The organism is Algoriphagus sediminis (assembly GCF_030403435.1).
GTDB classification, from domain to species: domain Bacteria; phylum Bacteroidota; class Bacteroidia; order Cytophagales; family Cyclobacteriaceae; genus Algoriphagus; species Algoriphagus sediminis.
This window is the reverse complement of record NZ_JAUEPH010000004.1, coordinates 475,265-498,950: the sequence shown is the minus strand read 5'-3', so window position 1 is coordinate 498,950 and position 23,686 is coordinate 475,265. Positions and strand designations below refer to the sequence as shown.

At 39.5% G+C, this 23,686-nt stretch carries 18 protein-coding genes; 13 read left to right on the top strand and 5 right to left on the bottom strand.

From position 1 onward, the window contains the following. Positions 1 to 5 precede the first annotated feature (5 nt). On the bottom strand, positions 6 to 1,451 hold the full coding sequence (sufB, locus tag QVH07_RS11490; RefSeq protein ID WP_290000502.1) for a Fe-S cluster assembly protein SufB: 1,446 nt from the start codon (positions 1,449 to 1,451) through the stop codon (positions 6 to 8). Positions 1,452 to 1,678: 227 nt separating this feature from the next. Further along, positions 1,679 to 2,152, bottom strand: coding sequence for an Lrp/AsnC ligand binding domain-containing protein (locus QVH07_RS11485; RefSeq protein WP_290000500.1), 474 nt, complete (start codon positions 2,150 to 2,152; stop codon positions 1,679 to 1,681). A 337-nt stretch (positions 2,153 to 2,489) separates the two neighbouring features. Between QVH07_RS11485 and QVH07_RS11480 the strand changes: the two genes are divergently transcribed. Both QVH07_RS11480 and QVH07_RS11475 read left to right on the top strand, forming a co-directional pair. Continuing rightward, positions 2,490 to 3,029: a hypothetical protein gene (locus tag QVH07_RS11480; protein WP_290000499.1), complete on the top strand. Its 540-nt coding sequence runs from the start codon at positions 2,490 to 2,492 to the stop codon at positions 3,027 to 3,029. Between the two features lie 150 nt (positions 3,030 to 3,179). Further along, on the top strand, positions 3,180 to 6,032 hold the full coding sequence (locus QVH07_RS11475; protein ID WP_290000496.1) for a S9 family peptidase: 2,853 nt from the start codon (positions 3,180 to 3,182) through the stop codon (positions 6,030 to 6,032). A 51-nt stretch (positions 6,033 to 6,083) separates the two neighbouring features. Here QVH07_RS11475 and QVH07_RS11470 read toward each other — a convergent pair whose 3' ends face one another. Both QVH07_RS11470 and QVH07_RS11465 read right to left on the bottom strand, forming a co-directional pair. After that, complete coding sequence (locus QVH07_RS11470; protein ID WP_290000495.1) at positions 6,084 to 6,470, bottom strand: nuclear transport factor 2 family protein; 387 nt, start codon at positions 6,468 to 6,470, stop codon at positions 6,084 to 6,086. 16 nt (positions 6,471 to 6,486) lie between these two features. Beyond that, complete coding sequence (locus QVH07_RS11465; protein ID WP_290000493.1) at positions 6,487 to 7,281, bottom strand: thymidylate synthase; 795 nt, start codon at positions 7,279 to 7,281, stop codon at positions 6,487 to 6,489. A 130-nt stretch (positions 7,282 to 7,411) separates the two neighbouring features. On the opposite strand from QVH07_RS11465, the gene QVH07_RS11460 reads away from it, so the two are divergent. Further along, a complete protein-coding gene (locus QVH07_RS11460; protein WP_290000492.1) occupies positions 7,412 to 9,682 on the top strand; it encodes an efflux RND transporter permease subunit in 2,271 nt (756 codons plus the stop codon). Here the strand turns inward: QVH07_RS11460 and QVH07_RS11455 are convergent. Continuing rightward, positions 9,649 to 10,686 (bottom strand): endonuclease/exonuclease/phosphatase family protein, encoded by a 1,038-nt coding sequence (locus QVH07_RS11455; protein WP_290000491.1) that lies wholly within the window; start codon positions 10,684 to 10,686, stop codon positions 9,649 to 9,651. The two genes, QVH07_RS11460 and QVH07_RS11455, sit on opposite strands and share 34 nt — an antisense overlap. Positions 10,687 to 10,899: 213 nt before the next feature. Here QVH07_RS11455 and QVH07_RS11450 point away from each other — a divergent pair, with 213 nt between their 5' ends. The 10 genes from QVH07_RS11450 to QVH07_RS11405 all read left to right on the top strand — a co-directional run bounded on the left by QVH07_RS11450 (position 10,900) and on the right by QVH07_RS11405 (position 23,674). Then, positions 10,900 to 11,469, top strand: a complete 570-nt coding sequence (locus tag QVH07_RS11450; RefSeq protein WP_290000489.1) for a DUF2911 domain-containing protein — start codon at positions 10,900 to 10,902, stop codon at positions 11,467 to 11,469. 113 nt (positions 11,470 to 11,582) lie between these two features. Then, a complete protein-coding gene (locus QVH07_RS11445; RefSeq protein WP_290000488.1) occupies positions 11,583 to 13,994 on the top strand; it encodes a penicillin acylase family protein in 2,412 nt (803 codons plus the stop codon). Between the two features lie 5 nt (positions 13,995 to 13,999). Beyond that, complete coding sequence (locus QVH07_RS11440) at positions 14,000 to 14,371, top strand: hypothetical protein (RefSeq protein ID WP_290000486.1); 372 nt, start codon at positions 14,000 to 14,002, stop codon at positions 14,369 to 14,371. A 163-nt stretch (positions 14,372 to 14,534) separates the two neighbouring features. Next, positions 14,535 to 14,960, top strand: coding sequence for an ArsR family transcriptional regulator (locus QVH07_RS11435; protein WP_353890988.1), 426 nt, complete (start codon positions 14,535 to 14,537; stop codon positions 14,958 to 14,960). A gap of 137 nt (positions 14,961 to 15,097) precedes the next feature. Further along, entirely contained in the window at positions 15,098 to 17,722 is a 2,625-nt protein-coding gene (locus QVH07_RS11430; protein WP_290000483.1) for an SLBB domain-containing protein, read from the top strand. Between the two features lie 22 nt (positions 17,723 to 17,744). Beyond that, the gene (locus QVH07_RS11425) at positions 17,745 to 19,064 is read left to right on the top strand and encodes a UDP-glucose dehydrogenase family protein (RefSeq protein ID WP_290000481.1); all 1,320 of its coding nucleotides are present in this window, start codon (positions 17,745 to 17,747) and stop codon (positions 19,062 to 19,064) included. A 104-nt stretch (positions 19,065 to 19,168) separates the two neighbouring features. After that, complete coding sequence (locus QVH07_RS11420; RefSeq protein WP_290000479.1) at positions 19,169 to 20,623, top strand: lipopolysaccharide biosynthesis protein; 1,455 nt, start codon at positions 19,169 to 19,171, stop codon at positions 20,621 to 20,623. Beyond that, entirely contained in the window at positions 20,620 to 21,678 is a 1,059-nt protein-coding gene (locus QVH07_RS11415) for a nitroreductase family protein (RefSeq protein ID WP_290000477.1), read from the top strand. Before QVH07_RS11420 ends, QVH07_RS11415 begins: the two co-directional genes overlap by 4 nt. Continuing rightward, positions 21,678 to 22,811, top strand: coding sequence for a polysaccharide pyruvyl transferase family protein (locus QVH07_RS11410; protein WP_290000475.1), 1,134 nt, complete (start codon positions 21,678 to 21,680; stop codon positions 22,809 to 22,811). The genes QVH07_RS11415 and QVH07_RS11410 overlap by 1 nt, the downstream gene beginning before the upstream one ends. Next, entirely contained in the window at positions 22,811 to 23,674 is an 864-nt protein-coding gene (locus QVH07_RS11405; RefSeq protein ID WP_290000474.1) for a glycosyltransferase family 2 protein, read from the top strand. Before QVH07_RS11410 ends, QVH07_RS11405 begins: the two co-directional genes overlap by 1 nt. The last annotated feature ends 12 nt before the right edge of the window (positions 23,675 to 23,686 follow it).

The window sequence follows — 23,686 nt, the reverse complement described above, 5'->3', positions numbered from 1 at the left end:
TTGAATTAACCGACGCTTCCTTCTAGTGTAAGAGCAAGAAGCTTCTGGGCTTCTACGGCAAATTCCATTGGTAATTGATTCAAAACTTCTTTGGCGTAACCATTCACAATAAGTGCTACTGCATCTTCGGTATCAATACCTCTCTGATTACAGTAAAAGATTTGATCTTCACCAATCTTAGAGGTAGTTGCCTCATGCTCCACTTTAGCAGTTGGGTTATTGATGTCAATGTAAGGGAAGGTGTGGGCGCCACATCTGTCTCCCATTAATAAAGAGTCACACTGTGAAAAATTCCTTGAATTGTGAGCACGCTTCATAACTTGAACCTGCCCTCTATAGGAGTTTTGGGATTTTCCAGCAGAAATACCTTTAGAAACAATTCTGGATTTGGTGTTTTTACCAATGTGAATCATTTTAGTTCCAGTATCTGCCTGCTGATAATTATTCGTCACAGCTACAGAATAAAACTCTCCGACAGAATAATCTCCTTTAAGTACACAGGAGGGATATTTCCAAGTAACAGCAGATCCAGTCTCAACTTGAGTCCAAGAAATTTTGGAATGATCTCCCGCACAAAGACCTCTTTTGGTAACGAAATTATAAATACCTCCTTTACCATTTTTGTCGCCAGGGAACCAGTTTTGTACAGTAGAATATTTAACCTCGGCATTTGTGGCTGCATAAATCTCAACCACAGCGGCATGGAGTTGATTTTCATCTCTTTGCGGAGCGGTACAACCTTCAAGATAACTTACATAGGACTCATCCTCGGCCACTATGAGGGTTCTTTCAAATTGGCCAGTATTGGCAGCGTTAATTCGGAAGTAGGTAGAAAGCTCCATAGGGCATCTAACACCTTTCGGAATATAACAGAAAGAGCCATCAGAAAATACTGCTGAATTTAAAGCTGCGTAGTAGTTATCTGTTATTGGAACTACCGAACCAAGATACTTCTTCACAAGCTCCGGATGTTCTTTAACGGCTTCACTGAAAGAACAAAAAACGATTCCTAGCTTCGAGAGAGTTTCCTTAAAAGTGGTAGCTACAGAAACTGAATCCAAAACAGCATCCACAGCGATTCCCTGCAACCTTTTCTGCTCATTTAAATTTATTCCAAGTCTTTCATAAATCTGAAGTAATTCAGGATCAACTTCATCCAGAGTTTTTGGCTTTTTCCCTTGCTTTGGCGCAGAGTAATATCTTAACTTTTGAAGATCGATTTTTGGATAATGAACATTAGCCCATTCAGGCTCTGTCATTTTTTTAAAGGTGTCGAAAGCCTTCAGTCTCCAATTTAATAACCATTGAGGTTCCTCTTTTTTTGCAGAAATCCACTTAATGATATCTTCATTTAAGCCTATTGGAGCTTCATCAGCCTCATAATTCACTGACCAGCCGTGCTCGTATTCTTTGGTGGTAAATTCCTCTAAAATCTCGTTGTCTTTGCTCATGCTGCGACCTATTTAGATTAATTTTATTTTGACGTCAAAGGTACAACAATAAAGGAATTTTTATTGTTCGTGAGACAATGAATATTTTTGTAATTAAAAATAAACCCTTCAAAAAATAGATTTTGAAGGGCTTTTTAGGATCATTTTCTAAGATTGGCAATGTATCGCTCTATAGATATGCCTTTGCCTCGTCCTAGATTTTAGTTATTTGTATTTAATCTAAATTACTATTCTTTCTTATCAAAAAATTGGATAGGGCGATTTATGCTTTCTTCCAGGACGATCAAAGTTTCAGTTCTGTCTATACCTTCCACTTGCTGAATGCTATCCAGAACATTTCTCAAATGGTCAGTGTCCTGGCAGATGATTTTAGCGAAAATGGAATAGTTTCCTGTGGTATAATATGCTCGGACTACTTCTGGAATTTCCTGAAGACTTTCTATGACATTGTCATAAAGTGAGCTTCTTTGAAGATAAATACCAAGAAAGGCGGCGATATCATAACCTAGCTTGGAAAAGTCTATGTTCAGCGTGGCGCTCTTTACTACACCCATATCTTCAAGCTTCTTCATCCTGACATGAACTGTACCGGACGAAACGAAAACCTTTTTAGCTATTTCGGTATATGGAGTTTTGGCATCTTCATTAAGCAATGAAATAATTTTCAGGTCGATATTATCGATATCCAAATTTTTGTCCATTTTCATTTCAGGAATTTGATTAATTTTTAATAAATATGGCGGGAAATTACAGATTGTTCAAAGTATAGCAAAATATTTTTGGTAATTTGTAATTAAATTTAAAATCTATTTTCTTTACACTCTTTGACGAGGATTGTTGCAATTTCAGCTTTCCGCAATTGCGCTCATCGGCAAAAATTTGAGATCGAACTTTTATCTCTAAAGTTATATTTGGGTTTATATTCTGAAAAGAGTCTTGCTGCTGGCAAGACTTTTTTGTTTTCTGTTAAATTTTTAAATGCATTTATTTGTATATGAAATAATTAAATGTGTATTTTTGAAGAATATAATCGCTCTTATGAAAAGTACTTTTTTGATTTTTGTTTTCAGCAGCATTGTCTATCTGGGTTTTCCCGGTACGGCCGATAGAGCCTATTCTCAATCGGGTGATGCCATTTCATATGAGGTCTTATCGCCTGAAATTCAATATGAGAGCCTCACACTTAAGAAGGTGAATGTTTATTCGACTGTAACGAATAAACCAAGTTCTGAAATTCCTGAAGCACAAGAACTATCTGTAGTGGAGGCAAAAATTGCTGAAGATTTAGGTTCAAACTGGGCATGGCCCGAAAACACTCTAGAAGCGATTGATAGCTATGGCCCATTTCTTTTCAGAACCAAAAAGAGTAGACAAAATGAAAACGTAAAGCTTGTTCTTCATGTGAATGAAGTGGGTAGAATTTCTGGATTTGATATGATTTCTGATGTTGATAAAGGGTTGGAAAATCGGTTAGATCACATGATTAGGCAATTGCCTGATTGTAAAGCTGTACCTGGATTTAGCCAATACTCCTCAGAATCTTTTGAATTGACCATTTCTAGGGAACAGATTCCATAGTTTTTTTTTAAACGGTTACAGACATCTTAAGCGCTTCAGTAATTTTGATTCTTAGTCAAATTACTGAAGCGCTTTCTTTTATTGTCAAACTCAGTTATGCTTTGGTGTAATAATCCAAGTGCATTTCGATAATCAAAAAACCAAATGTGTATGATTTTCAAAAAGACCCTTTTGTCTCTTTTTTGTATCACTCTAATAGCCACTTCAAGTTTTTCGCAGCAAAAACGCTCATTGACTCATGAAGACTATGATGGCTGGGAAAGTATGTCTTCTACCCAAATTACCGATGATGGTAAGTGGGTAGGATTTTCCATTCAACCTCAGGAAGGTGATGCAAGAGTTGAGATTTTCCCATATTCTGACCCAAGTAAGAGAACTATCATTCATCGAGGTTCTGGTTATAATTTTTCTCCCTCTGGAATTTTTGCAATTGGCAAAATTGTGCCTGAGGCTGATACCGTTAGAATGATGAAACTTCGGAAAGCAAAGAAAGATGAAATGCCAAAAGACAGCCTATTCATCCTTGATTTGAACACGGGCCAAATGGAGAAATTTGCAAATGTAAAATCGTTCTCGATTCCAGAGAAGGAAGGAGATTGGTATGCAATCCATTTTGAAAAGCCGGAGAAGCAGAAGGAGGAGGAAAAGCATTCTGGGGAAGAGAAGGGCGAGGCGAAATCTGAATCAGACTCTACTGAAACAAAACCAAAGGAGCTTAAAACTGATGGCACCCGATTGTTGGTCAAATCACATAGCTCCGGCACGGAATATACTTTTGAGCGTGTAGAAAGCTATGGTTTCTCAAAAGATGGCAATTACATGCATTATGTCTTGGCGGAGCAAGACACTTTAGATAATGCAGGTCTATACTTGCTTGACCTAAATTCAGGTGCATCCACCACATTGAGCGAAGGAATGACTAGCTATTCCAAAATGAAATTTTCTCCTCAATCTAACTACTTCAGTTATTTGTCTACCGGTGATTCGACAAAGGCTGAAAAGAAATACCATCAGGCTTTTTTAACGGATGTAAAATCTGGTGAAGTCAAAGAATTTGCAAATAAAGAATCTGAGGGGATTCTCGAGGGAGGTAGAATAAGTTCTGATGCGAGTTTTGCTTTTTCGGAGGACGAAAGTCGGCTGTTTTTTGGAGTAGCTGAAGATTATAAGGACTATCCATACGAAAATGACACTACTATCCTGGATGAGGAGAGACCAAGTCTTGATATTTGGGGTTGGCAGGATGCTGAAATTCAGCCTATGCAATTAAACCGGAAGTCCAGAGAGGAAAGAAGGTCTTATTTGGCAACCTATGATATCTCATCCGGAAAAATCACCCAATTGGAAGACAAGGAATTAAAAGAAATTTCTCTACCCTCCAAAATAAAGCTGGATATGGCTCTAGGTACTTCAAATGACGCCTATATGCGAGCTTATAGCTGGGATATTCAGATAGGTAGAGACATTTACCTGGTAGATTTTGCCACTGGCAAAAGAAAATTGATAAAAGAGAATGCTTCAGGATATCCTTCACTTTCTCCGCAAGGAAAATTCGTGACATGGTATGAAAGCAGAGACAGCACATGGATGGCCTACGAGGTTGGGTCTGGACAGATGATTAACCTGTCTCAAGGAATAGACCAGCCTGTTTATGACGAATTAAATGATCAGCCATCTCTTCCTAGAAGCTATGGAAGTGCAGGTTGGCTAAAAGATGACGAGGCCTTTTTAATCTACGACCGTTATGATATTTGGAAAGTAAATCCGAAAAATCCTTCTAACGCCATCAATATCACTGCGGGAAAAGGACGTGAAAATAAAGTAGAGTTCAGAAGAGTGGTCCTCGATAGGGAAGAAGAAAGTATTGATCCTGAGGAAGATTTATACCTAAGGGCATTTAATGAGCAAACAAAGGATTCAGGATTTTATCTTGGTGACATTTCCAGCGGAGCTGAGCCTGAAGAAATTTTGATGACAGCTCATTACTATTTCTCCTTGGCCAAGGCAAAGGAATCGGATGAAGTATTGGTGCGGAGAAGCACCTTTGAAGAAAATCCAGATTTATATTTGACAGATCTGGACATGGATGATTTACAAAAGGTTTCAAATTTGAACCCACAGCAGGAAGAAATCAATTGGGGAACTGTGGAATTGGTAGATTATCTGGCTAGCGATGGTACACCACTTCAGGGGCTTTTATACAAGCCTGAAAACTTTGATCCAAATAAGGAGTATCCAATGATGGTCTATTTCTATGAAAGAAACAGCGATAATCTGCACCGTTATCGATCTCCGGCTCCGAGTGCTTCCGTAATTAATATCCCTTATTTCGTGAGTAATGAATATGTCGTGTTGGTTCCGGATATCAAATATGAATTGGGTTTACCGGGACCAAGTGCCTTTAACTGCATCATTCCCGCCGTTCAAGAAGTGGTAGGGATGGGTTTTGTGGATGAAGAAAATATGGCCATTCAGGGCCAAAGCTGGGGAGGTTATCAGGTAGCTTATTTGATTACTCAAACCAATATGTTTAAGGCTGCCGGCGCTGGAGCACCCGTGGTTAATATGACATCAGCCTATGGTGGTATTCGTTGGGGAACAGGGATGAGCAGGATGTTTCAATATGAGCAAACCCAATCAAGAATAGGTGGGACTCTTTGGGACAAACCTCTCTACTATATAGAAAATTCACCTCTGTTCTTTATGGATAGGGTAGAAACTCCTGTCTTGATTATGCACAATGATGAAGATGGTGCTGTGCCTTGGTATCAAGGAATAGAAATGTTTATGGCTCTAAAAAGACTGAATCAGCCTGCGTGGCTGCTTCAGTATAATGGTGAAGATCATAACTTAAGGCAAAGGAAAAACAGAAAGGATTTGTCCATCCGTTTAAGTCAGTTTTTCGATCATTACCTCAAAGGTGCACCCGCACCACTTTGGATGACTGAGGGATTACCTGCCGTTGAAAAAGGGAAGACCCTAAAATATGAATTAGAGAATTGAGATAAACCGAAAAAAATGAAGGCTGTTAAATTCGATAACAGCCTTCATTTTTTAGGAGTAATCTTGAATTTTTGAAATCAAACCGTCCTTGAACGTGAAAACGGACCTTCCCTTAAGGCTGATTTCGTCACCCTTCTTTAAATTTCCATCGGGGAAGTCTTTCCCGAGAATGGCACGGTATTTCAAATGAAGGTCGGTATGGTGGGTTTGGTGGATATATTTTTCCGGTGACTGTTCCCGGGTTTCAAACATATCCAAGGCCTTCCTAGCTTGCTTTTCAAATTCATGGATTCCCTGGGTGCTGTGAGTCAATTCCCCTTTGGAATAATTTTCAAAGACTACATCTTCATGAAGTGGTTTTAGCATACCCTTGAGATCCTTTTGATTGTAGGCACTGATATAACCATCTATAAGTTTCTCTCTTTGTAGATTTAGCATGGCAGTAGAAGTTTAATTAGACTGCGACGGGAGCTTTGATATGTGGATGAGGATCATAATTTACCAGTTCAAAGTCCTCGTACTTAAATTCGAAAATATCCTTGACATCAGGGTTTATTTTCATTTGTGGTAAAGGCCTGATATCCCTTGTGAGCTGCAATTCCGCCTGCTCAATGTGATTAGAATATAAGTGTGCATCGCCGAAGGTGTGAACGAAATCTCCAAGTTTCAAATCGCAGACCTGTGCGATCATCATGGTGAATAAAGCGTAGGAGGCAATATTAAACGGAACCCCAAGGAATACATCCGCACTTCTCTGGTATAATTGGCAGGAAAGCTTTCCATCCGCCACGTAAAATTGAAAAATAGTATGACAGGGAGGAAGGGCCATGTGGTCAACGTCAGCCACATTCCATGCACTCACAATATGCCTTCTGCTATCCGGCTTTGTTTTGATGTTATGGATCAGGTTTTTGATTTGATCAATTTCTCCGCCATTTCCATCTGGCCAATGTCTCCATTGATAGCCATAAACAGGGCCTAAATCACCATTTTCATCTGCCCATTCATCCCAAATGGAAACCTTATTCTCTTTGAGATAGCCAATATTTGAATCCCCTTTCAGGAACCACAGAAGCTCGATAATGATGGACCGAAGATGAAGTTTTTTTGTGGTAACAAGTGGAAATCCTTCGGACAGATCAAATCTCATCTGATGTCCAAAAATGCTTCGTGTTCCTGTACCCGTTCTATCTCCTTTGACTATTCCTTCATCAAGGATTTTGCGCATCAGATCATGATATTGCTGCATGTACTTTTGAATGTTTTGGGTTGGACAGGCAAGATAGAAAGTCTCTTTAAGAAAAGGAACCCAAGGAAAACAAAGCTCTGATTTTCCTTGTATACTTGACGAATATTGTCTCGCTTTGATTTCCCGCTTGATGTTTAAAAAAAGTACATCTTATTTTTTTCTTGCCTTAGCCTTGCTGATAGGGGTTGGAATTGCCTTGATGAGACCTGTGCCTGAATTTGAATACGACTTTGAGCAGTTTTTTCCTCAGGATGATGAAGACCTTGATTTTTATGAAGGCTTTAAACAAAGGTTTGAAAATGATAATGATTATCTCCTTTTGGCTATTGGAAACCCAGAAGGACCTTGGTTGAATCAAGGTTTCTTGGAAAAGGCATCCTCCCTACAAAATCAAATAGCAGATATTCAAAGGGTCGATACCGTGATAAGTGTTTTAAATGCACAAAAACCTCTGATTGGTGTTTTTGGAGTAAGTTATCAACCTGTGTTAAGCTGGGAGTCTGCTAAAAGCCTGGCCTCATTTTCAGATGATTTAGACTTTTATCGAAGTGGGCTTGTCTCTGCTGATGGTGAGAGCTTTTTAATGCTGGTGAAAAATCAACAAAATATCAGCAAGGAAGATGGAGATCTGGTTTACACTCAAATTAAAAAAGCTTTTCAGGATAATGCAATAGAGCCTTTGGCAGTTGCAGGCAAAATTCAGGCACAAGGTGATTTTGTAAAGCTCATGCAGTCTGAATTTAGTTTGTTTTTGGGTATCTCATTCGTTCTGATACTTATCGTTCTAGCCTTAATTTACAGGAGTTGGTCTGGGGTTTTGATTCCTATTTTCATCCTTTCTATTGGGGTTGCATGGGCTTTTGCTTTAATCATTCTTGGAGGCAGATCATTAGATGTGATGTCGGTAATGCAGCCTACCATTTTTCTGATTGTTGGTATGAGTGCATTGATCCACTTTTTCACGCACCTCGCTAAAAGGCTAAGAGCTAAAGAAAAGGAGCTAGTTATAGAAGAGGTGTTTAAGGAATTATTCGTTCCTGTCGGCTTGACGATTTTAACAACAGGCTTGGGTTTTATTTCACTTTACTTTACCACCATTCCAGCTCTTAAGTCATTTGGATTGAGCACAGGACTGGGAATTTTTGTGATATTTATTGCAATTATTCTCATCACTCCCGGGCTTCTTCATTTCTTCCCTGTCACCCTTGGGGTGACTAGAAGACCACCTAAGAAAACCATCCTTCTTGCTATTTTTCAAAGAGTGTTGGAAAATAGAAAAGGGATTGCCTATGGTTTTCTAGGTATTTCGGTTTTGTTTCTATTGCTAGCGAGCCAAGTAAAAATCAACGGTTTTCTTCTGGACAGTTTGCCAAAAGATCATCCCATTCAAGCGGATTTGAACTTTTTCGATTCTCAATATGGTGGTTCCAATCCTTTGGAAATTCAAGTAAAAAGCCTGGGTGAAGAGGCTACTCTTTTTGAATTAGAAACGCTGAAAGAAATCGAAAAGATTGAAAAGGAGTTAGTGAGATTGTTCGGTGAGCGCAGGTTTATCTCCCCTGTGTCATTAGTGAAAACCTTGAATCAAGCGCAAAATCAGGGAAGCCTAAACGCTTACTCCTTACCAAGTGAGGGCCAATTTCAGAGGTTAAGGAGGTTTTTGCCAAGGGTTGTTCGTCAAGTTGGAGACGGATACCTAACAGATGATCTAAAAACTGCTCGAATTTCCGGTCGCTTACCTGATTTGGGCAGCTTTGAAATGGAGAGGAAAAGAAAGGAGTTTTTTCAATTTCTTGCCGAAAACATTGACCCTGAAGTCCTAGAGGTACGATGGACGGGGACTTCGTTTTTGATTGATCAAGGCCATCAATCCGTCACCTGGCAAATGGTGAGAGGTCTTGGTGTTGCTTTTTTCCTGGTGGGTTTAATTGCGGGTATTTTATTTCGTTCCTGGAGAATTTCACTTATCCTCCTAGTTCCAAACCTCTTTCCATTAATTATGATGGCTGGATTTATGTTTTTAACTGGGATTGAATTTAAACTATCCACAGCCATCCTATTTTCGGTCGCTTTTGGGATAGCCGTAGATGATAGTATACATTTTATGACAAGGCTGAAGCTTGAGTTGGATCAGGGTAAAAGCCTTTTATACGCCATAAAGAGAACTTTTTTAGAAACTGGTTTTGCCATTGTATTGACTACTTTGGTATTGGTGTCAGGCTTTGCTGTCCTCACTTTTAGTCAATTCGAGGTTACCTACTTCACAGGGGTGCTTATTTCTCTTTCTCTCATTTTTGCACTATTGGCTGATTTGATACTATTGCCAGTATTGCTCCTTCCTATGAAAAGGGTTTGGGAGGAAAAAAATCATTCAAAATTGAAAGACGCAGAGACCGGATAGTGATCGGAATAATCCACCTCTCTGTGAGTTTTGAAGTCAACTGCCTTTAATTCAGGTGAGCTAAAAATATGATCAATTCTAAGAAAGAAAAGGATACGATTATAGGTGAAACCAAAACCTCTGCCTGCTTCTTCAAAGGCGTTTACCAGGCTTTCAGAAAGCTTAAAATAGGTATATGAATAGGGGACTTCGTTGAGATCACCCAAGAGAATGACAGGGTGTGGACTAAAGCGAATATGCTCGACTAAAACTTTGAGTTGCCGGCTTCGGGTAAGGCTCCCGCGGTGCAGTTTGCCTAGGGTCTGGCGATAATTATCACGTACACCTTCAATGTTTTCAAGTAGATCAGAATCTATTTTCATAGACTCAAGGTGAGAATTATATATCCTGATAGTGTCCTGATTTACCAGAATATCTGCGAATATGGCTCCGTTTGACTTTTGATTATCAAAGATTTTCCCTTCATTCAAAATTGGGTATTTCGAAAAAATAGCTAGGCCGTAAGAGCGCTTCTCAGGATTCCCATCAATCACCTGATAGCTATATTCTAAACCCATATCGTCTCCCAGAATTTTCAGAGCATTGCGACTGGAAGAGGTTTCATCGTTATAAAATTCCTGAAAGACTTTTACACCAGCAGGATGATCTTGAATCCATTTAAATACATTAGGGTCGAATGGACCACCTGTTACCCTTCTTTTATAATCGAAAAGATGTGCATTGTATGATAATACATCAATAGTAGGTTCAGTTGATTCTATTTTTGGGTTTAGCTGGAAGGTAATAGCCACAAATCTGTAGCCTATCAGTAAAACTATAAGGGGTATAAAAGCAGATTTTCTCCAGGACAATATGGCTATGCAAAGCAAAAGTAGATTCAGAAGCCAAACAACAGGAATAAAAAAAGGAATCAACCCAACGTATGGAAAGTGCTCCGGTGAGATATAAACACTGGAAAACATTCCCAGACTTAGGATACCAATGGCAATGTAGAAATACCTCATTTAAGCAAATAAAACGCTGAATCAGTATGCAAGTTGTAAAAAGAAATGGTAAGGCAGAAGCCTAATTTTTTAGAATTTTTTAGGCAACAATACTATTTTAGATAACGTTTCTCTTCAATGATTATACCAAGAGTTTTTTAAAAATCAATTTTGTCTAATTTTAATTAGGGCAAAGATTTTGCTGTATGAATTTTATTAAACAGACCACACACCATGAAAAAATCTAAACTGATATTACCTTCTTTGGCCTTAGCAGCAAGCATCACGGGATGTGATCCTAAATCAGCTGAATCTACGAATTCAAGCACTTCCGAGGAAGAAGTAACCATGTCGGAAGAAGAACAACGGCCAAGTCCATTAAGAAAAATCTCCGGTGAGATTAATGGTAAATCCGTTAAACTTCAATATGGGGCTCCATCTGTTAAAGGACGGGAAGTTTGGGGAGATCTAGTACCCTATAATGTGGTTTGGAGAACAGGTGCAAATGAGGCCACCTATATAGAAGTGACCGAAGCCATCGAAGTGGAGGGAAAGGTTTTAGAGCCTGGGAAATATTCGATTTTTACGATTCCAAAGGAAAATCAAGCCTGGACAGTGATTTTTAATTCCGATTGGGACTTGGAGCACGGGCATTTCCAGTACAACGAGAATAATGATGTTCTTCGGGTCAAAGTGACTCCTAGCATGGGTACGGAAAGTCAGGAAGTGCTATCCTTTGAGATAGCCGATCCGGGAATCATTGTCAAATGGGAGAAAATGACTCTACCTATCAGTATTAAATAATTAAGCGCCTCTTTTTAGAGGCGTTTTTCGTTAAAAATCAAAAAAGCAGAGGGTAGGGTTTTGAGATTGAATCTATTCAGTATTTTTGTCTGAAATACTCCAAAACAACATTAATGAAGTACCTCTCTTTGATTGTCTCGCTCATCCTTTCGGTGGGTTTGGCATTTTTGATTTCCCGGCCCATAGATTCTGTTCCTCCTTTGGCTGGACTCCTGGATCCAAATCATGGTTTTTGGCAAAATACCCTTAGCGAAGACCAAATCGCTGAAAAGGAAATAGACCTAGATAATTTATCAGCTCCTGTAAAGGTAATCTATGATGAAGACCTGATTCCTCACGTTTTTGCTGAGAATGAATTGGACCTTTATAGAGCTCAAGGATACATCACAGCCCAACATAGGCTTTGGCAGATGGAGTTTCAAACTCATGCGGCTGCTGGTAGAATCTCAGAAATAGTAGGGCCTGCCGCCATTGAGCTTGATCGAATGAATAGGCGAAAAGGTCTTGCTTTTGGTGCAGAGAAGGGTCTGGCGGGAATGAGTTCCGAACCGGAAATTGAAGCGATACTTGAAGCTTTCTCTGATGGAGTGAATCAGTATATTGATGGATTGACAGATGCCACACTTCCTGTTGAATATAAAATCCTCAATTATCGACCAGAACATTGGACTCCATATAAATCAGCATTGCTTTTAAAATATATGGCCGATATGCTGATGGGGGATTCAGACCTTCAGTTTTCTAATCTACGTAAGATTTTAGGGGAAGAGATGGTTAATAAGCTTTTTCCTTATTTTCCAAAAGACAATGATCCAGTAATTGAGGCTGAAAGGATTTGGGATTTTGACCCCATTCAAGTTCAAAGTCCTGATACTACGGTTTATCCTAATGATCTTTTGGTTATGGACCCCCTTCCACAACCAGAACCAGGAATAGGGTCGAACAACTGGGCCGTTTCTGGATCCAAAACTAAAAGTGGTCGGCCTATTCTCGCCAATGATCCTCACTTAAGTCTGAATCTTCCATCGATCTGGTATTCCATGCAATTAACCACTCCAAATCACAGCGTTAAAGGAGCTACTTTACCTGGGGCAATCGGGGTTATTTCAGGATTTAATGAAAACATCGCTTGGGGTGTAACTAATGCGACCAAGGATGCGAGAGATTGGTACAAAATCACCTTCAAAGATGAAAGTAGAACCCAGTATAAATATGGCGATGAGTGGAGGGATACCGAATTCAGAATTGAAGAAATAAAAGTTAAAGGTGAAGATGCATTCATTGATACTGTAGTATATACCCATTATGGTCCGGTAGTTTATGATAAATCCTTTAGATCAGATAGACAGGATGTGAACTTTTCCTTGAAATGGACCGCACACGAAGAGTCACAAGAAGTTAAGACCTTCATTCTGATGAACAAAGCTAAGAATCACGATGATTACAACGATGCCTTAGATAATTATATAGCCCCTCCCCAGAATTTCGTTTTCGCCGCTAAGGATGGTGATATCGCCATGCGAATTCAGGGCAAATTTCCTGTAAAATGGGAAGGACAGGGAAGGTTTTTCATGGATGGTGCAGATCCTTTGATGGATTGGCAGGCTTACATTCCATTTGATCAAAATGCGAGTACACTGAATCCTGAAAGAGGATTTGTTTCTTCGGCAAATCAACATCCGGTGGACCCTTCATACCCGTATTTTGTCTGGGACAGAAGTTATGAGCATTACCGAAACCGTAGGCTTAATAACGAACTTCGAAGAATGGATGATATCACGGTTGATGATATGAAAGCCTTACAGTTCGACGATTATTATTTACACGCTGCAGAAGCTTTACCCGTGATCTTAGATTTACTCGACGAGGAGAAATTTAATTCGGATGTGGCTAAGAAATATCTTCAGGAACTCAAATCCTGGGATTTCTACGCAGATCCAAATCAAAAAGCGCCAACCTTATTCTATATCTGGTGGGATAAAATCGATGATCAAATTTGGAAGGAGTGGTACGAATGGGAGGCATTGGTAACCACACCGAATAATTACCAAATGGTTGAGTTGTTAAAAAATGAACCGCAGGGAGAAATTTTTGATCATAAGAATACTTCTGAAACTGAAACGGCGGCAACCCATGTCAATGCAGGTTTTGCAGAACTTGTTGAAACCATGTCAGAATGGGAAAGTGAAGAGGGGGATTATTCCTGGGCCAACTATAAAAGAACGAGCGTTCGCCACTTGGTGCCTCAGTTTGAATCTTTCTCGGTAACCAATATATACACAGGAGGTGGTCGAGGGATTCTTAATGCGACCAGCGAAAGACATGGAGCTTCTTGGCGAATGGTTGTAGAACTCGGGGAAACACCAAATGCTTATGGAATTTATCCTGGGGGACAGTCTGGAAATCCAGGAAGTCGCTTTTATTCGAATATGATAAGCCGCTGGTCTAAAGGCGAGTATATAGATTTTTCACTTAGAAGCCTTGATGATACTCAGGGCGCTCTTTTTACTACCACATTTAACTGATCACTATGAAATTTATTGGACTAACCTTTCTTGTTATTCTAGTTGTTGGAATCATTAATCCTTTCTTTCCATTCTGGGTGGTTATGATTTTCATTGCAATAGTTTCGGCTTTTATAGGATTACCAGCATTTGTATCTTTTCTAGCTGGTGCACTAGGTATGGGTTTGGTGTGGGTAGGACAAAGCTTTTACCTCAGTATTTATAGCGGGAGTGACTTGCCTCAAAAGATGGCTGAGTTAATAGGAGTGGGGTCAGGAATGACACTGGTGGCTATTACAGGAGTTTTAGGCTTCATTATTGGGGGATTGAGCGCATGGACTGGATCAGCTTTCAGGAAAGTATTTACCCCGGCTCCTGATAATATTTATCGGGGTTGACCCTAGCTTAAATTTTTCGATTAAATAGTTTTGTATTTTCCATGATTGAGTACCTTTGTTACTCACTTGAGGAGTGATTTTTATGCTGGATTCCTTAATCACCTCAAAAACCAGATTGAGGTTATTAGTAAAGTTTTTTGTTAACTCAAATAATCAGAGTCATTTGCGTGGCTTAGCTGATGAATTTGGTGAATCCACTAACTCCATACGGAAAGAGCTAAATCATTTGACAGGAGCAGGAATTTTGGTCCGTCAAAATGATAAAAATAAGGTCACTTACCAGGCAAATATAGCCCATCCTTTCTTTCACAGCATTCAGGACATCATCCGGAAATATCTCGGTCTTGATGATCTGCTTGAGCAGATTTTATCAAGGATGGGAGACGTAGATCAGGTGGTTCTAACTGGAGATATTGCTGAAGGAAAGGACACAGGTCAGATTGATGTCTGCGTATGTGGTGATCAACTAAATGATCGCTATATCAAATACCTATCCACAAGACTTCAGAAGATGATTGACAGGAAGGTGAAATTTGAATTGGTGAACAAAAGAGTAAAGGATCGGGGTCTGGTCCTTTTCGAAAAATAGGGTCTCCTTTAGAGGAACTCGACACTAAAATGCTAGGTCATATTGTGACTGAAAGGGCGAAGCTGTGGAAGAGCCTATTTATTTTCGGATTAAAATTGCAACTTAGCGCTGTTTTTGATCGAAACAAGATTATTATTTTGAGAAAATTCGTATTTCCTAAAGCACCAATTTTTAGAGTTCTATTAGTCTCTATTTTGGTCCTGATTGTACATGTGGCATCTGCTCAGAGCTTAAGCGATATCCAAAACTTAAAGGTTGATAACTTATCTGATGCTCAGATAGAGCAATTGATAAGTAGGGCTCAGGCAGAAGGAATTTCTCCTGACCGAATCGATGTTTTGGCTAGGGAAAGAGGGATGAGCTCGCTGGAAGCCTCTAAGCTTAGAACTCGGATTACGGATTTACTTTCGAGCACATCTCCACAGGGAGAATTGTCGAATTCATTTCAAGGAAGATCTCTCGAGGGGGAGGAGCAGGATTTACTCTTTGATTCACTTAGGAGAAGTGATCCCTATTATGATCTGACTCCATTTCAGAAAAAGATATTTGGGTTCAAACTCTTCCATAATCAAAATCTGGATTTTAGTCCCAGCCTTAACCTTCCTACCCCGAGCTCTTATGTAATTGGATCGGGCGATCAGTTACTCATCGATATTTATGGTACTTCTCAGGCAGCCTTTGATTTGATTGTAAACCCTGAAGGGAAAATTTTTGTACCAAATCTTGGCCCTATCCAACTGGGAGGTTCCACAGTGGCAGCAGCTGAAGCAAGATTGAAATCGCAACTTGGAAGAATTTATTCTGGACTTAATGGTTCAAACCCATCAGCTTTCTTAGATATTCGGTTAGGGAATATAAGATCCATCAAAGTTTCAATGGTGGGTGAATTGACAAGGCCAGGAACCTACACCTTGCCTTCTTTTGCAACCGTATTTAATGGTCTTTATGCAGCAGGAGGACCCAATGAGAATGGAGCTTTCCGTAAAATACAGGTTTACAGAGATTCCAAACTGGTAACTACAGTAGACATTTATGAATTCCTTTCGAAAGGGGATCAATCTGCTAATATTAATCTCCAGGATAATGATGTAATCATTGTGCCACCTGTGGAAGCCAGAGTAGAAATAATTGGCCCAGTGAGGCGAGAAGGCTTTTTTGAAGTTAGACCTGGTGAGAAACTCGAGGACCTCTATATCTACACTGGAGGTTTCACAAGCCTAGCGTACAAGGATAGGGTGACGATCAGAAGAATAGAGAATAATGAACGGAAGGTTGTAGATGTACCTTCTGAAGAATTTGATCAGTTTATTCTCTTGGATGGTGACGAAATACTTATTGGTGAAGCATTAGACCGTTTTTCGAATCGGGTCCAAATATCAGGGTCCGTTAATCGACCTGGAGAATATTCATTAGAGGGGGGAGAGTTAACTGTAATGGGTTTGATTAACAAAGCAGAAGGTTTAAGACCTGAAGCTTTTACAAATAGGGCCACCTTGTACAGGACGAGTGAAGATTTGACTTTGGCTGCGGAATCTTTGGATCTGGCAGGTATTCTATCTGGAAGCGTAGAGGATGTGAAATTGAAGAATGAGGATTTACTTTTTATCCCAAGTCGCTATGATATCCAAGAGGAATATTATGTGAAAGTGTCAGGAGAGGTGAACTATCCAGGGACCTATCCATATGCTTCACAAATGACCGTTGGTGACCTTATTTTGCGATCAGGCGGTATGCTAGAATCTGCTTCAAACTCCTCAATAGAAATTGCCAGAAGGGTAAGAGATGCTAGCTCTGGAAAGATTGCAGAGATTGAAACTTTGACCATTGACCCAGACTTGAGTCTTACGGAGGCTGAAAAGAATTTTCCTCTTCAACCGTTTGATCATGTGTTTATTCGAAGAAGCCCGGGGTTTGAGAGAGAGCAGCTAATCACTATCCGTGGTGAAGTGGTCTATCCAGGAGATTTTGCTATTTCCAGTGGGGATGAGCGAATTTCTGATGTGATTAAACGAGCTGGTGGTCTGAATCAATATGCCTATCCGAAAGGCGCTAGTCTTATCCGGAGAACGATATACTTTAAGGATCAAACTGAGGAAGAACGAAAAGAGCAATTGCTCAATGAGATAAAGAAAAGCTTGGACCCTAATTACAATAGGAAAAATAATGAGGCAGAAGCAATTCTTTTTGACCGAGTAGACCGAAAACTTACTCAACGGGAAATGGAAAAAATACTTCGTGAGAGGGAACAGGCTCAGGAACAACTTTTCCAGAATTTATCTGTATTAGACTCTCTTTCCGCAGATTCTACATTAGTGAAGATGAGAATGAATGAGCAGGATTTTGTGGGTATAGATTTGGAAAGAATTATGGCAAACCCCGGATCTGAAGAAGATTTGATTTTGATGGAGGGAGATATTATTCAGATTCCAAAAGAATTACAAACAGTAAGAATGGTAGGAGAGGTGCTTCTCCCCACCAGTACTAGGTTTATAAAGAATCAAGGTTTGAAGAAATATATTTCCAGGGCAGGTGGATTCACTGAAAGTGCACGGCGGTCAAAAACCTATGTAGTTTATGCAAATGGTGATGCCAAGCGCACGCATAGTTTCCTTGGGCTCAAATTTTATCCAAATCTTGAGCCTGGTGCAGAGATCATTGTACCTCAAAAACCCGAAAGGAACAGGTTAAGTGCAGCCGGCTGGATTGGTTTGGCATCTAGTCTGGCAACCTTGGGAATACTTGTTGATAGACTAATCCAATAATACTTTAAACAACTTTTAATTAATGAAAATAGCAGTAGTAGGCACTGGATATGTAGGCCTGGTTTCAGGTGCATGTTTTGCTGACGTGGGAATTGATGTTACCTGCGTGGATATTGACCAGAAGAAAATTGATAACCTGAAAAAGGGAATCATGCCGATTTATGAACCTGGTTTAGAGGAAATTGTAGTTAGAAATCATAAAAGCGGAAGGCTTCATTTCAGCACAGATTTAGGTGAAGCTATTCAGGGAGCCTCTGTTGCCTTTATTGCAGTAGGAACCCCTCCTGGAGAAGATGGGTCTGCTGACCTTCAGTATGTTTTGGCAGTGGCTGATGAGATTGGGGCCAAAATGAGTGATTACATTGTGGTAGCCACAAAAAGTACTGTGCCAGTTACTACTGGTGAAAAAGTTCGTGCAACTATTAAAAAGGCTCTTGAAAAAAGAAATTCTGACTTGCCTTTTGCTGTTGCATCAAACCCTGAATTCTTAAAAGAAGGTGCTGCAGTTGATGATTTTTTGAAGCCAGATAGAATCGTCATAGGAGTAGATGATGAGCGTGCTGAAGAGATCATGAAACGACTTTACAAGCCATTCCAGCTGAGTGGAGATAGAATTATTTACATGGATATCCCTTCTGCTGAAATGACTAAATACGCCGCTAATTCTATGCTGGCGACTAAAATTTCATTCATGAATGACATCGCTAACCTCTGCGAATTAGTAGGTGCTGATGCAAATATGGTAAGGAAAGGTATAGGGTCGGATCCAAGAATTGGAAATAAATTCATCTATCCAGGCGTTGGGTATGGAGGATCATGTTTTCCTAAAGATGTGAAGGCAATTATCAGAACCGCAAGAGAATATGGGTACAACCTACGTGTTCTTCAATCGGTAGAAGATGTGAATGATGATCAGAAACATGTTCTGGCTAATAAGGTCAAAGCTCATTTTGGAGAAGATCTTTCAGGGATGACTTTTGCTATGTGGGGTTTGAGCTTTAAACCAAACACAGATGATATGAGAGAAGCTCCAGCTGGAGTAATTATAGATGAGTTGAGGGAAGCTGGTGCCAAAGTAAAAGCTTATGATCCAGTCGCTATGGAGGAGGCAAAAGAACACTACTTATTCGATAAGGTGACTTACTGCAAGGACGCGTATGATGCATTAGTTGATGCAGATGCGTTACTTTTGGTGACGGAATGGTCTGAATTCAGAATTCCTAGCTGGGAGGCAATGGGGAAACTCTTGAAGAATAAAGTTATCTTCGATGGTAGAAATATTTATGATAAGAAATACCTGAAGACACTAGGTTATCAGGTGTATAGCATTGGTTCTAAATAATTAGAAACCAGGTACTCCCTAATTGGGGAGTGCCTTATTTTTTATATTGAAATAGAAATTTGGTTAGGATTTTGTACAATATTCAGCTTTAACTCAGCAGTAGCTTGACCAGCCAAAAGAAAAATATTTTATCTGGAGTTTTTTGGAACTCAGTTCAGGTTCTGATAAATAAATCCTTCGCATTCATCATTAAATTGGTTCTTGCAAGGATTCTTTTTCCGGAGGAGTTTGGCTTGGTGGGAATGGCTGTGGTCTTTACAAGCTTTGTTGGGATTTTTAATGACCTTGGTTTTGGGGCAGCATTAATTCAGAAAAAGGAAACCAAATTAAAAGAAGCTCATTTTAATACAGCATTCTGGACGGGAGTTATTTGGTCACTGATAATCTTCCAATTAATGGTTTTTGTAGTGAGTCCTTTTGCTGCAAGCTTTTATGATGAGCCAATTTTGGCACAAATCATTCCGGTATTGTCCTTAAGCATTCTTTCAGGACCAATTAATCTGGTTCATAAGGCAAAGTTATACCGAAGCCTAAAATTCAAGCAAATAGCATTTATTGAAAATGTTTCCTCGGTAACATCTGGGGTTTTTGCTTTGGTTTTAGCACTGATGGGTGCCGGGGTTTGGTCACTGGTACTGAACTCCCTGACTACATTTATAATCGCAGTTCCGCTTTATTTCAGAGCTACTTATTGGCTGCCAAAGTTCCAATGGTCAGAAAAGGCGTTTAAAGAAATCTTTGGCTTTGGTGTTTACACCATGGGTACAGGCCTTGCCAATAATGTCATCAACAAAGTTGATTATTTGCTTATTGGTAAGTTGCTGAGTGCAAGTGCGCTGGGTGCATATACACTTGCTTTCGTTTTGACTGATACATTCAGAAGTCAGCTCATGTCTATCATGAATAAGGTGATGTACCCCATTTATGGGAAAACGCAGGACGATAAAAGCTCGATGAAACGATACTACCTTAATGTAGTTAAGTACAACAGTCTTGTGGTGAATCCATTGATGGGAATATTATTTGTCCTGGCTCAACCGATTATTTTTAACTTCTTTGGGGCCAAATGGTCCGAGACGGTGGAACCACTCCAAATCATTTCCATTTCTGTTATTTTCCACATGATGGTGAATAGTAACACTGTTCTGATTCGTGGGATGGGAAAGGCGAAACTCGAATTTTTAATCCAGCTGTTTAAGGCTTTGTTCTTATTTCTTCCGGCCATTTCCATTGGAGTTTACTATTATGGAATCGTAGGGGCTGCTTATGCTATTTTATTCAATAAAATAGCCAGTGTAATTATTGCGCAGATCTATTTGAAAAAGCTGGTAGATATTTCTTTTGGCGAATTACTGGATTCTTTGAAGGTCACCCTTCTATCTCTATTGGTTTCCATATCAATGGGAGAATTCCTTTTCCATTATCTCAACTTGAACTTTGTGATAACTGGGATCTTAATGCTTGCAAGTTATCTGATAATCGTCTGGATGATGATGGGAAGTGAACTCAAAGCCCAATATTCAGAGATTCGAATGAAAAAGTCCTTTTCTTACAAATGATCGGCAAGATCTTTCGAAGAATAAATTCGGAGTGGGATAAACTGGTCAAAAAGAAGATGCCGTTTTGGTTTTACAAATCGGGTTTTCTTGCAGGGGTTTATTACACGGTTTTTAACCCTGGTTTTAGACGGGAGCTCAAAAGTGTTTTAGCAGGTAAAGTTGATCACCTGAGAAACTCTAAGGATGAGCATGCCAATTACTTCATGTTAGTGAGAAACACTCACAGACTTGAGAAGGGGCTTATCATGCGGCCTAGAAAACCCGTTTTCGCTACCAACTACATCACTGAAACCAATAACAGTTACATCGGTGTGATGAGCAGTGATTTAGTCCTTGCCGATTCCAAACAGACTAAGTGGTTCTCCGACGTTTTGGACGAATATTTTTCAGTGGTAGAATCACACCCGGTAATTGATAAAGAAAAAGACCGTTATCTGGCTTTTAGAAAAAAACTTCAATCGGACGAGAAACCATCAGCATCTTCTACTCCTTACCAAAGAGATTGGGAAAGCTTTTCGGATATTTCATTTGAAGAATTCTATAAGTTAAACCGGCAGAGAAGATCTGTGAGATGGTTTCTGGAAAAACCAGTTCCCAGAGAATTAATTGACAAAGCAATCACCGCTGCGATCCAAGCCCCAAGCGCCTGTAACAGACAACCCTTCACTTACAGGGTTTTAGATGACCCAAAGCTGGTCTCAGAGGCAGTAAACCTACCTATGGGAACCAAGGGGTATGCACATTCCATCCAAACCTTTATTGTGGTGGTAGGACATTTGGACGCGTATTTCGATGAACGAGACAGGCATTTAATTTATATAGATGCTTCTCTCGCGAACATGTCTTTAATGCTGGCATTAGAAACATTGGGACTTTCAAGCTGTCCAATAAACTGGCCTGATATAGAAGATAGAGAGGTGAAAATGTCTGAGTTCTTAGGCCTAAAGAAATATGATCGCCCGGTGATGTGTATAGGTGTGGGTTATCCGGATCCTGAAGGTAAGGTGCCTTATTCTGAAAAGAGATCTTTAGAAAAAATTAGAGTTTATAACTGATGCTAATAGAGCTTCGTGGAGTAGAGTTTGTTAACAAGGGGGCAGAATTAATGCTCCATGCCATTACTGAGAAATTGTCTGATTCGATTGAGCATGTTGAATTTGTGATGGAAGCAAACTCAAGGGTTCCTGTGGAAAAATTGAAGGAAAACCATATTCTTCGGAAAGCGAATTTCATAAAGAAAGGAGTCAACTTAACCTCTGTTTTTGATGCTATTCCTTCCAGAGTTCTGAAAAGGAAAGGTCTGGCTAAACAAAAGAAGGTTGATGTGATACTAGATGCTTCAGGTTTCGCATATGGCGACAAATGGGGTGCAAAAAAAGCAGGCCAACGCACTGCTGATCATATTAAATCTTGGAAAAAAGAAGGAAAAAAAGTTATCCTACTTCCTCAGGCTTTTGGTCCTTTTTCAGATGAAGACCTAAAGCAAAAAATGAAGGTTATTCTTGAGGAATCCGACTTAGTTTTTGCTAGAGATTCAGTCTCTAAATCTCATTTGATGGGATTAGGAAACTATGCTTCCATTCATGAGGCTCCGGATTTCACTAATCTAGTTTCTGGGATTTCTCCCGAAAAGGATTTTTCAAAGAAGATTGGAATTATTCCTAATCAAAAAATGACCGAAACTGGAGAAGAGGATGCTGAGAAAATGTATCTCGATTACTTAAGAAAAACCATCGAATTGCTGCAGGATAAAGGAGAGATACCTTTTTTTCTGATTCATGAAAGTGCACATGATGCTCAAATTGCGGAAGCAATAAATAGTGTTTTGAAGAACCCTATTGAGGTTCTAATGCAGCAGAATCCATTAAAGGTAAAAGGGATTATTGGGAATTCTAAAGCAGTAATTACCAGTAGGTTTCATGGTTTAGTAAGTGCCCTATGTCAATCGGTTCCTTGTCTTTCAACTGGTTGGAGTCATAAATACCAAGAGCTTTTGGCTGATTATGAATACTCTAATGCTCTTTGCGAAGTGAAAAACGACAGCGATTATTTGAATGAAAAGCTTGCGATCATTTTGGATGCTGAATCTAGAGAAACGGTTAAAAATAGTCTCCAAAAAAACGCTGCCATTCAGAAGAAAAAATCAGTAGACATGTGGGGCCGAGTTCTGGATGAAATCCAGTCTTGATGACATTTTCTGTCATTGTTCCAGTTTATAAGAATTGGGAAGTCTTTAAAAAGTGCTATAGCCACTTGCAATCTCAGAATATAGAAGAGTCTAATTTTGAGATACTTATAATTAATAATTCACTAGATACTCCCATTCCAGTTTCTTTGAAGCTTTCGGCAAATACACAAGTTTTTAACCAACCGACTCCTGGGTCTTATGCCTGCAGAAACCTTGGTGCAAGTATGGCAAATGGTGAATACTTGGCCTTTACGGACTCTGACTGCTTGCCTTCTGAGGATTGGCTAGAAAAAGCTAAGGAGATTTTTGTAAAGGGGGCAGACCTGATTGGTGGCAAAGTCGAAGTTTTTAAAGAACAAGATGGAACTGAGCTAGCCTATGATTTTGAAAGAACCTTCGCCTTTAATCAAAAAAAGAATATTCTTGAAAAGTCACAGAGCGTAACAGCTAATTTATTTGTTAAGAAAAAGGTTTTCGAAACTGCTGGTCCTTTCAAAGAACAACTCCTCTCAGGAGGGGATTTTGAATGGACGAGAAGAGCGGTGAGCTCAGGTTTTAAGCTTGAATATGGAGAAGAGGTAGTAGTAGCACATCCTGCACGATTAAGTATTTCTGAAATCGCTAAAAAAAGGAAGAGAACTTCAGGAGGATTTTATTTCAGAGAATATCAAGACTATAATTTTTTGGAAAAACTAAAGTATATTCTGGTTATGGGCAGACCGAGAATTTCTATTTTGAACTATAAGAATTTCAACTCAAAACGAAGATTCGAACTTTTTTTTGCTACTTGGTTTATTGAAATTCAAGGGATTTTAGAAATCCTGAAGATTCAGTTTGGGCTAAAAAAAGCTGAAAGACAATAGTTAAAATTTGGC